We start from the raw sequence: 8,874 nt of genomic DNA, 5'->3' as shown, positions 1-8,874 counted from the left end.
TCTAGAAAGCCGCGTTATCGCAGAATCTGGTGCAGAAAATATGTTCCGATCTAATTTATTTGCTCTAGAAAGTTGCGCTATCACAGAGTCTGGTGCAGAAAATGGATTTTCATTCATCCTATTTACTTTCCTCCACGTATCTGTTGTTGTTCTATGCATTCGATTCATCATGTCATCATTATACTGTAGAATAGAACTCTGTTTTTTATTCATTATGATATCCTCTCTTAGCAATATTACACGAGAAATTTTATCGCATAATCATTTTATTAAGTCATCTAACTGGATTCTTTGTACGTCCGTTTTCATAGCAAACGCTTACCAGATACATAATAAATCATCATCATGTACCGCATCTACTTATCCACTCCTTATATATCTCAACATGTCTAGACTCATCTTGCCATTATATAATTAACAAAATGTGCTATACTAATTCAACGATTATCCTAGTTATCATGAACAAAGACCGCACATAGCCAGTAAAGTTAAGCCGAGTGCGGTCTTTTTTTAATTTTACTTTTTACGTGCTATTGATTGGTGGAGGCGAGGGGAGTCGAACCCCTGTCCAGAAACATTGTTATATGCTTTTCTCCGAGCGCAGTCTGCGTTTTGGATTTCGCGCGTCGGCCGCCCGCAGACGGGCTGACGATGCACTATCTCGATGAAGTTTCCCGTAAGCTCTCCGAGAATTGAGCTTACAGTATCCTACTGTTTGAGGTCTTATCCCGCCCCGTAGGAAAAGGAGGGTAAGACCTTAGCATTAAGCTGCTAAAGCGTAATTTTCTTTTGCGTTTACTTTAAACCCACCGTATTACGGGCTGATGGAATCCCGGCTCGCTTTACATACTCCAACGGTCCCTGTCGAAACCTTTACGCCCCCGTTGTTTGATGTATCAGTTAGTATAGCATAGCAGTGATATTTTCGCAACTGACAGATTTTGCTTTATTGCTATTACCTCTGTTATCTTTTCTAGTTTATGCAACAAATCATCATCTATTCTTAGAACTTCTGGCGGTCACGCATAGCACGTTCCATGTCACGTTTGGCATCGCGTGCGGCGATGTCTTGGCGTTTGTCATAGTTCTTTTTACCGGATGCAAGAGCGATCTGGAGTTTGGCTTTGCCGCGCGTGAAGTAGAGTTTGAGCGGTACGAGGGAGTATCCTTTTTCTCTCGTTTTGCCGAACAGCTTGAGTATCTCTTTTTTGTGCATGAGGAGTTTGCGTTTACGCATGGGCTCATGGTTGAAGATGTTGCCTTGTTCGTACGGGCTGATGTGCATTTGGCTGATCATCATTTCACCGTTTTCGACGTGGGCATAGCTGTCTTTGAGGTTGGCTCTGCCTGCACGAAGCGATTTGACTTCTGTTCCTGTCAGGGCAATGCCTGCTTCGTACGTTTCATGGATATGATAGTCATGACGCGCCTTGCGGTTTTCGGCTACGATTTTGATGCTGCTTTTCGTTTCCATCGGCACGCCCCCTTTCGTTTTTTATTTTTTCTTTTTTCCTTTTTTCTTGTGCGAGTGTGATTTTCCGTGATGCTTTTTGTGCGGGGCAAGTGATTTTGCTTTCTTTTTACGCTTCTTCTGCGCGTATGGTTCCCAAAACGGCTCATCTTCGATAACTTGCACGATCGCATCATCGGCAGGATGACGTTTGATGACGTCTTTGTTTTTCTTGCGATTCTGTTTGGCGGAGGCAAGCTGTTTGATACTGCTTTTTGTGCGGCGTTTATAGTATGCCGGTCTTTTTTCTTCTGTCATACCGACGACGAGGAAGTCGATCGTTCTTTCCGCGATATCGGTCTTGTCGACGATGATACGGAGAGGGTCGCCCAATCGGAAGGTCTTGCCTGTTCTTTCGCCGATGAGCATATATTTGTCTTCCGCATAGAGGTAGTAGTCGTCTGTAAGCGAGGTCATGCGAACAAGGCCTTCTACACCGTTTTCGAGTTCGACGAATATACCGAAGGCTGTGACACCGCTGATGGTTCCGTCGAATTCTTCACCGATGAATTGGCTCATATATTCGACGAGCTTGAGTTCTACGGTATCTTTTTCCGCTTCGGCGGCTACACGCTCACGGATGGAGGTCTGTTCTGCTATCTCGGGAAGCTGTGCTTCGAGTTCTTCGCGTCGTTTTTTGCTGAGCCTTTGTCGTTTCATATCTTCACGCAAAAGGCGATGGACGATGAGGTCGGGATAGCGACGGATCGGCGAAGTAAAATGCGTGTAGTATTCTGCCGCCAAGCCGAAGTGCCCGAGGTTGTCTTGGCAGTAGCGTGCTTGCTTCATGGAACGAAGCATGACGGTGCTGACGATGCGTTCTTCGGGTTCCCCCGCAACGGATGCGAGGACTTTCTGCATAGTAGCAGGTTTGATCTCGCCCTTTTCTTTGGGCATCGTTTTGCCGAATGCATGAAGAAGATTATTGAGTCGTTCGAGTTTTTCGGAGTCGGGAAGTTCATGCACGCGATAGAGGAATGGACGATTTTTGCGTTCCATATGCTCTGCTACAGTTTCATTCGCCGCGAGCATGAATTCTTCTATGATAGATTCCGCGAGGTTGCGGATCCTTTTTTTGATTGCTGTCGGTTTGCCAGTATCGCTGAGTACGACTTTGACTTCAGGCAGGTCGAAGTCGATGGCACCACGCATCATTCGCTTATTGCGAAGGATATTGCGGAGTTTTTCCATCGTTTCGAGCATGGGAAGTATGCCAGTATACTGTGCACGAACAGTTTCGTCTTTGTCTACGAGTATCTGATTGACTGCCGTATATGTCATGCGATGACGCACGCAAATAATGGCCGGGAAGATCTCATAACGAAGCAGTCTGCCGCTGGTATCATAGTCCATTTCTGCCGCCATGGAGAAACGGTCTACGCCTGCGTTGAGGCTGCAAATGCCGTTTGATAATCGTTTAGGGAGCATCGGTATGACGCGGTCGGCAAGGTAGACGCTTGTCCCGCGCGCATATGCTTCGGTGTCGAGCGGTCTGCCTTCGCGGACGTAGTAGCTGACATCGGCGATATAGACACCGAGTCGATAGTTGCCGCCTTCTATACGTTCAACATAGACGGCGTCGTCAAGGTCTTTGGCATCTTCACCGTCGATGGTGATAAGCGTAAGGTCACGACAGTCGCGTCGTCCGTCTGTCGATTCACCGTCGATCGTTTCGGGCACTTTGTCTGCCGCGTCTTGTACTTCTTGTGGAAATTCAAGCGGCAGGTCATGTTTTTTGATAATGTCGAGGATATCAAGTCCGACATCGCCCGTGTATCCGAGCACTTCAATGATGCGTCCTTCCGCCCGCTGAAAGTCAGTCGGCCATACAGACAGTTCTACGACAACGTGAGCATCGTCTTGTGCATCGCCGATCGCCTCTGCCGAGATGAAGATGTCTTCTCGAATACGACTGTCAAGCGGCGTTACGAATCCGTTTTTGCGCGCACGATGAAATACACCTACAACACGTTTGTTGGCGCGTTCGATGATGCGAACGATCTCACCTTCGCCTGCTTTGTCTTGTGTAGATGGCCTGTCGATATGCGCCACGACGCGGTCATTGTTCATTGCACCGTGCAGTTTGTCTGCGCTGATATGAATATCTCGTTCGTTCGGGTCGCTGTCGTCTGCGATGACGAAACCGAATCCTTTACTGTTGATGCGTACTTGTCCGACGACTTGGTTCATCTGTTGCGGCAATCCGTACTTATGAACATGGTTTTCTGTGATAATACCACACGCCAACAGTTCATCGAGTACACGCCACAGCTCATTTAAGTCATCGCCGCCAAGTCCGAGAAGCCCTGCCAGTTTTTCTGCATTTTTCGGACGATATGACCGTTCTGCCATCAATGCCAGCAGTCTCTGCTTGATCGTCATGATCAGCCCTCGATCAAGGCGATCTTCGCCTTGCCTTCTGCAGTAACAGTACCGTCATCGAGTGTGATCTGCGAAGCAAGGTCATACATCGTACCACGATTACCTACGATCCAGCCCTGAATATTGAGGTGCTGACCGATCGGGGTCGGTTTGCGGTAGCGGATCTCCAATTTAGCTGTTACGGCTTTATGCCCTTTGTAATACATGTATCCGCCCATGATCTCGTCGAGAAGTGTACTGATGATACCGCCGTGTACGATACCGTCATAGCTCTGATGAACTTCTTGTCCTACGAAGTCCGAACAGTAACGGTCACCTTCTTCACGGAATTTCAATTTTAAACTGATCGGGTTATCGGGTCCGCAAGCGAAACACCATCTATTTGCATCTTCTGCCATGTTATATACTCTCCTTTTCTGTTTCAGATTGATTAAAAAATACGATGACTTCACGAAATACGAATTCGCGTTCCTGATCGGTCACAATGCTGTGACCCGAGCGCTCGAGCCAACGGAGCTTCTTGTCCTTCGAGCCGACTTCATCATAGATGATCTGCGCGCTGACAGGATCGACCGTATGTTCTCGCCGCGACTGCAAGATAAGTATCGGCTTATCAAGGCGCGGCAATTCTCGCCGTACCGTATCAATGAGCGCCATCAAGCTCTGCACACTTTTGAGCGGCATGACAGAATAATTGAAATACGGTACATCTTTCTTCCGTTTTTTCTTCGTAAAGAAACGAGCAACAAGACTGACGAGCCCAAGATATTCGACGCGTTTGTCCTGCACCTTGATAGGCGCAGACAGCACAGCTATACGTTTGACAGGAAACGATAATGCGATCAAGATCGCGAACAGACCGCCCATCGAGTGACCTGCCACCATGATCTCGTCACACAGCTGGGATAATATCCTGTACCCATCTTCGACCGTTGCATACCATTCGTGCCACGAGGTCGCTTCCAGCTCCTTCGGAGATGTCCCATGCGCGCCAAGACGCGGAGCAAATACGGTATAGCCTTGTTTATGGAGTGCTTCTGCCAGCTCACGCACCTCAGATGTTGAGCCTGTGAAACCGTGAATCAAAAGCACACCGCGCCGTCCTCCTCTGAGGAGGAACGATTCTGCCCCTTCTTGAACGATCATACTGTTTCCTCCGTAATTCGTATTACGTGTAATTATCTATCCATCTATATATTATAGCATTTTTACATCTGTTTCAAAACAATTCGCTAAAACAAAATGAAATATTTTCCTATTATTTTGTTCCGACCGCCGCTTCGACAAACGCTTGCCACAGAGGGTTCATCTCGGATAACGATTCGGGATGCCACTGCACACCGACGAGCCATCCGTCCCGGCCTTCTATCGCTTCCGTCACACCGTCCGCTGCCACCGCCGTAATCGTTAGTCCATCTGCGATGCGCCGTACGGCTTGGTGATGATAGCTGTTGACCGCGATCCTTTTACCGAATATCTTTCCCAGCCGACTGCCTTCTATGAGCCTTATGGTATGCCATGTCGTATTGCGTGCACTCGTCTGCTGATGACAGATCGTATCCGCCCGCGATGCAATATCCTGATACACATCGCCGCCAAGCGCAACATTCATCACCTGCATCCCTCGGCAGATACCAAGTATCGATCTACCGCCCTTCACAGCCAATCGACACAACGCCATCTCCCATACATCACGCATCCTGTCAACGCGACCGATACCATGATGCGGCTCCTCTCCAAAGAGAAGCGGACTGACATCACCGCCACCGCTTAGCACAAGTCCGTCTATCGCCTGCACTTGATACCATGCTTCATATTCCCGCTCCACAGGAGTAATAACAATACCAAGACCGCCCGCCGACCGAATCGCACGTATATACGATTCCGCGACGACCGCGCGTCCCGATTCATCAATTCCTGCCGTTACACCGATGATCGGAATTCGTTTCATACCATATCCCTCCTGCCATATCATATGCAAGAAGGCCGTACGATCGTCCGCCTATTTTCCTTCTAATATTTGACTGCGTTCTCGGCAGAATACTACCATAGCAGTCACAAGATGCGTCAATCCCACACAAGCGAACACAGCCATATTACCGACAATACCGCTCAGCACACCGCCGACAAGAGGCCCTGCCATACACCCGAGCTGATTGAACGTCGTCGCAATACCGAACACTCGCCCATGAAAATCGGCATCTGTCGAACTGACCATGATCGCATTGAGCGCAGGCTGTACCCCAACGATAAAGAGACCTATGATCGCCTGCATCATACAAAACATCGTCAACGAATCTGATTGGCTCTGTATGATATGTACGATACCCGCTCCCGCAAATGCTAATACCAACACACGATAATAGCCGAACTTCTGTCCGTATCGCCCCCAGAGTGGCGCACTGACCGCACCGCTGATACCGATCAAAGAGAATACCAGACCCGATGCTACCACCGTACCGCCGAACGCATCTCCCGTCGGATTGAGTGCATCGACGCAGAGCGTAATGATAGGCTGAAGCATCAGCCCACCCATCTGCAGCATAAAAAGCAAAACAAGCATATCACGCACACGACGATTCGTCAGCGCGATCCGCATATCTTCCCTCATCGACGTAACGACCGTCTGCTCGGCCTTGCTGTTATCCTTCACAACGAACGTCACCAAAACCGTGATCGCACCGATGATGACCCCTGCCACCACGAACGACATACGCATCCCGAACAGATCGGACAGCACACCGCCGAACAAAGGCCCGACGATCGTACCGACCAAAAGTCCACCCTGCATCAGCCCCATACTGAACCCCAGTTTCTCTTTCGGCACATTCGTCGCAATGATCGCCAACGCCGCAGGCACGAACCCATTCGCGAACCCTTGCAAAATGCGCATCCCCAAAAGATGATACGGGTTCTCCACCAGTGCACCCAAGATATATACAACAGCCAGACAATACCCTGCCCGAAGCACCATCTTTTTCTTTCCGTAACGGTCTGCGCGCTTGCCCCAGACAGGCCCCATGATAGCCGCCACCAAAAACGTCGAAGAAAACACCAGCCCCGACCACAGCGCGACCGACTCCTCCGTCGCACCGAGTTCCAACAAAAACAGCGGCAAAAACGGAATGATCATCGTATAACTGACCGACGCAAACACCATACCCAGCGTAAGAACAGCCAGATTCTTCTTCCATTCCATGGATATCAACCCCAAGATAATCAATATTTCAGTACCATTTTACTCCACCTGCGTCCAAATAACAACAAGATTCTTATCCACTCCGTCACAGCTCCCTCGAATCTGACAAGAAGGTAGAATTTTTCTCATTTACATCTGTACGATACAGACGATTCATTGTATAATAAAACTTAGAATGTCATCTTGAAATTCGAAAGGAGACTTACAATGGCTTTAGTAAACGAAAACTACTTAAAATTACCGGGTAGCTACCTGTTTGCGGAAATCGCTCGCCGCGTTAACAAATTTAAAGAAGAACATCCAGATGCCGACATCATCCGTCTTGGTATCGGTGACGTTACGCAGCCGCTCGCACCTGCTTCCATCGAAGCAATGCACCAAGCAGTTGACGAAATGGCAAAAGCAGAAACCTTCCGCGGTTACGGTCCGGAACAAGGTTATGCTTTCCTTATCCAGCAGATCATCGAACATGACTACGCAGCACGCGGCATCACGATCGCTGAAGATGAAGTATTCATCAGCGACGGCTCTAAATGTGACGTCGGCAACATCCAGGAGATCTTCGGTCTCGAAAACAAAGTTGCCATCACCGACCCTGTATACCCTGTATACCTTGACACGAACGTCATGGCAGGCCGTACAGGCAACATCGTTGACGGCATGTTCGAAGGCGTAACATATATGCCATGCACCGCTGAAAACGGCTTCGTTCCTTCCTTCCCGTCCGAACGAGTAGACCTTATCTACCTCTGCTCGCCGAACAACCCGACAGGTACGACGCTCTCCAAAGACCAGCTCAAAGCATGGGTCGCATATGCAAAAGAAAACGACTCCATCATCCTCTTCGACTCCGCTTATGAAGCATACATCACCGAAGAAGACGTGCCGCGCAGCATCTACGAAGTAGAAGGCGCACGCGAAGTTGCTATCGAATTCCGCTCCTTCTCCAAAAATGCAGGCTTCACAGGCACGCGCTGTGCATACACAGTCGTTCCGAAAGAACTCATGGGCAAAACGAAAGACGGCCAGGAAGTATCCCTCAACCGTCTTTGGAACCGCCGTCAGACGACGAAATTTAACGGCACACCGTACATCACCCAGCGCGGTGCGGCTGCCATCTATACAGAAGAAGGCAAAAAACAAGTACAAGCTATGGTCGGCTACTACATGGAAAACGCTAAGATCATCCGTGAAGGTCTTGCTGAAGCAGGCCTCACCTTCTACGGCGGCGTCAACGCTCCGTACATCTGGCTCAAAACACCGAACAACATGGATTCGTGGAGCTTCTTCGACAAACTCCTCAACGAAGCACACATCGTCGGTACTCCGGGCGCAGGCTTCGGTCCGTCGGGCGAAGGCTACTTCCGTTTGACCGCATTCGGCAACAAAGAAAACACCATCAAAGCAGTAGAACGCATCAAAACGCGCCTCTCCCTGTAAGTAAAAGATACGCTCCTCATAACGAGGAGCGTTTTTTGTTTTGGCACCACATAAAAAATGTTATAATGTGAATAACGATACTCGGGAGGGAACGGACATGTGATTACGATTGATATTGACGGTATGTATATGGATGATGGCTATGATGCCGTGCGTATGGGCAGAGGAAGCAGACACATCATCCGAACAAGCGTTGTCTGCGCTTACCCTTGCAGTAGACACGTATCAAAAAAAGGACACCTATTATATTCGATGCACATTTACCAATCCGACAGACGAACCGATCAACAAACAGATAGATCATATTAAGTTTATGTATGACCCGCATTATGCAGATCGTGCC

9 protein-coding genes and 1 other RNA gene are annotated in these 8,874 nt (G+C 48.8%); 2 read left to right on the top strand and 8 right to left on the bottom strand.

What is annotated here, in order from left to right:
• The 8 genes from IJN28_08390 to IJN28_08355 form a co-directional block, all read right to left on the bottom strand.
• The coding region (locus IJN28_08390) for a hypothetical protein (protein ID MBQ6713784.1) at positions 1-213 on the bottom strand (213 nt) is incomplete at its 3' end.
• A gap of 325 nt (positions 214-538) precedes the next feature.
• Positions 539-883, bottom strand: a transfer-messenger RNA (tmRNA) gene (gene ssrA, locus IJN28_08385).
• 120 nt (positions 884-1,003) lie between these two features.
• Entirely contained in the window at positions 1,004-1,474 is a 471-nt protein-coding gene (gene smpB / locus IJN28_08380) for an SsrA-binding protein SmpB (protein ID MBQ6713783.1), read from the bottom strand.
• Positions 1,475-1,495: 21 nt separating this feature from the next.
• Positions 1,496-3,892: a ribonuclease R gene (rnr, locus tag IJN28_08375; protein ID MBQ6713782.1), complete on the bottom strand. Its 2,397-nt coding sequence runs from the start codon at positions 3,890-3,892 to the stop codon at positions 1,496-1,498.
• A gap of 2 nt (positions 3,893-3,894) precedes the next feature.
• Positions 3,895-4,290 carry a PaaI family thioesterase gene (locus IJN28_08370; protein MBQ6713781.1) on the bottom strand — a complete coding sequence of 132 codons (396 nt, stop codon included), beginning with the start codon at positions 4,288-4,290 and terminating at the stop codon, positions 3,895-3,897.
• A gap of 1 nt (position 4,291) precedes the next feature.
• On the bottom strand, positions 4,292-5,038 hold the full coding sequence (locus tag IJN28_08365; protein MBQ6713780.1) for an alpha/beta fold hydrolase: 747 nt from the start codon (positions 5,036-5,038) through the stop codon (positions 4,292-4,294).
• A gap of 112 nt (positions 5,039-5,150) precedes the next feature.
• The gene (locus tag IJN28_08360; GenBank protein MBQ6713779.1) at positions 5,151-5,843 is read right to left on the bottom strand and encodes a gamma-glutamyl-gamma-aminobutyrate hydrolase family protein; all 693 of its coding nucleotides are present in this window, start codon (positions 5,841-5,843) and stop codon (positions 5,151-5,153) included.
• Positions 5,844-5,894: 51 nt separating this feature from the next.
• Positions 5,895-7,091, bottom strand: coding sequence for an MFS transporter (locus IJN28_08355; protein MBQ6713778.1), 1,197 nt, complete (start codon positions 7,089-7,091; stop codon positions 5,895-5,897).
• A 207-nt stretch (positions 7,092-7,298) separates the two neighbouring features.
• Here IJN28_08355 and IJN28_08350 point away from each other — a divergent pair, with 207 nt between their 5' ends.
• Together IJN28_08350 and IJN28_08345 are read left to right on the top strand one after the other, a co-directional pair.
• A complete protein-coding gene (locus IJN28_08350; protein ID MBQ6713777.1) occupies positions 7,299-8,531 on the top strand; it encodes an LL-diaminopimelate aminotransferase in 1,233 nt (410 codons plus the stop codon).
• Between the two features lie 142 nt (positions 8,532-8,673).
• Positions 8,674-8,874 (top strand): hypothetical protein (locus IJN28_08345; GenBank protein ID MBQ6713776.1); only part of this gene is annotated, 201 nt, incomplete at its 3' end.

This window comes from Selenomonadales bacterium, assembly GCA_017442105.1.
In the GTDB taxonomy this organism is placed as follows: domain Bacteria; phylum Bacillota; class Negativicutes; order RGIG982; family RGIG982; genus RGIG982.
The sequence above is the reverse complement of the archived record's forward strand: the minus strand, read 5'-3'. Positions and strand labels throughout refer to the sequence as shown.

Excerpts from the sequence above, each read along its gene's own strand:
- smpB (MBQ6713783.1), bottom strand. The coding sequence starts at position 1,474 with ATGGAAACGAAAAGCAGCATCAAAATCGTAGCCGAAAACCGCAAGGCG.
- rnr (MBQ6713782.1), bottom strand. The coding sequence starts at position 3,892 with ATGACGATCAAGCAGAGACTGCTGGCATTGATGGCAGAACGGTCATAT.
- IJN28_08370 (MBQ6713781.1), bottom strand. The coding sequence starts at position 4,290 with ATGGCAGAAGATGCAAATAGATGGTGTTTCGCTTGCGGACCCGATAAC.
- IJN28_08365 (MBQ6713780.1), bottom strand. The coding sequence starts at position 5,038 with ATGATCGTTCAAGAAGGGGCAGAATCGTTCCTCCTCAGAGGAGGACGG.
- IJN28_08360 (MBQ6713779.1), bottom strand. The coding sequence starts at position 5,843 with ATGAAACGAATTCCGATCATCGGTGTAACGGCAGGAATTGATGAATCG.
- IJN28_08355 (MBQ6713778.1), bottom strand. The coding sequence starts at position 7,091 with ATGGAATGGAAGAAGAATCTGGCTGTTCTTACGCTGGGTATGGTGTTT.
- IJN28_08350 (MBQ6713777.1), top strand. The coding sequence starts at position 7,299 with ATGGCTTTAGTAAACGAAAACTACTTAAAATTACCGGGTAGCTACCTG.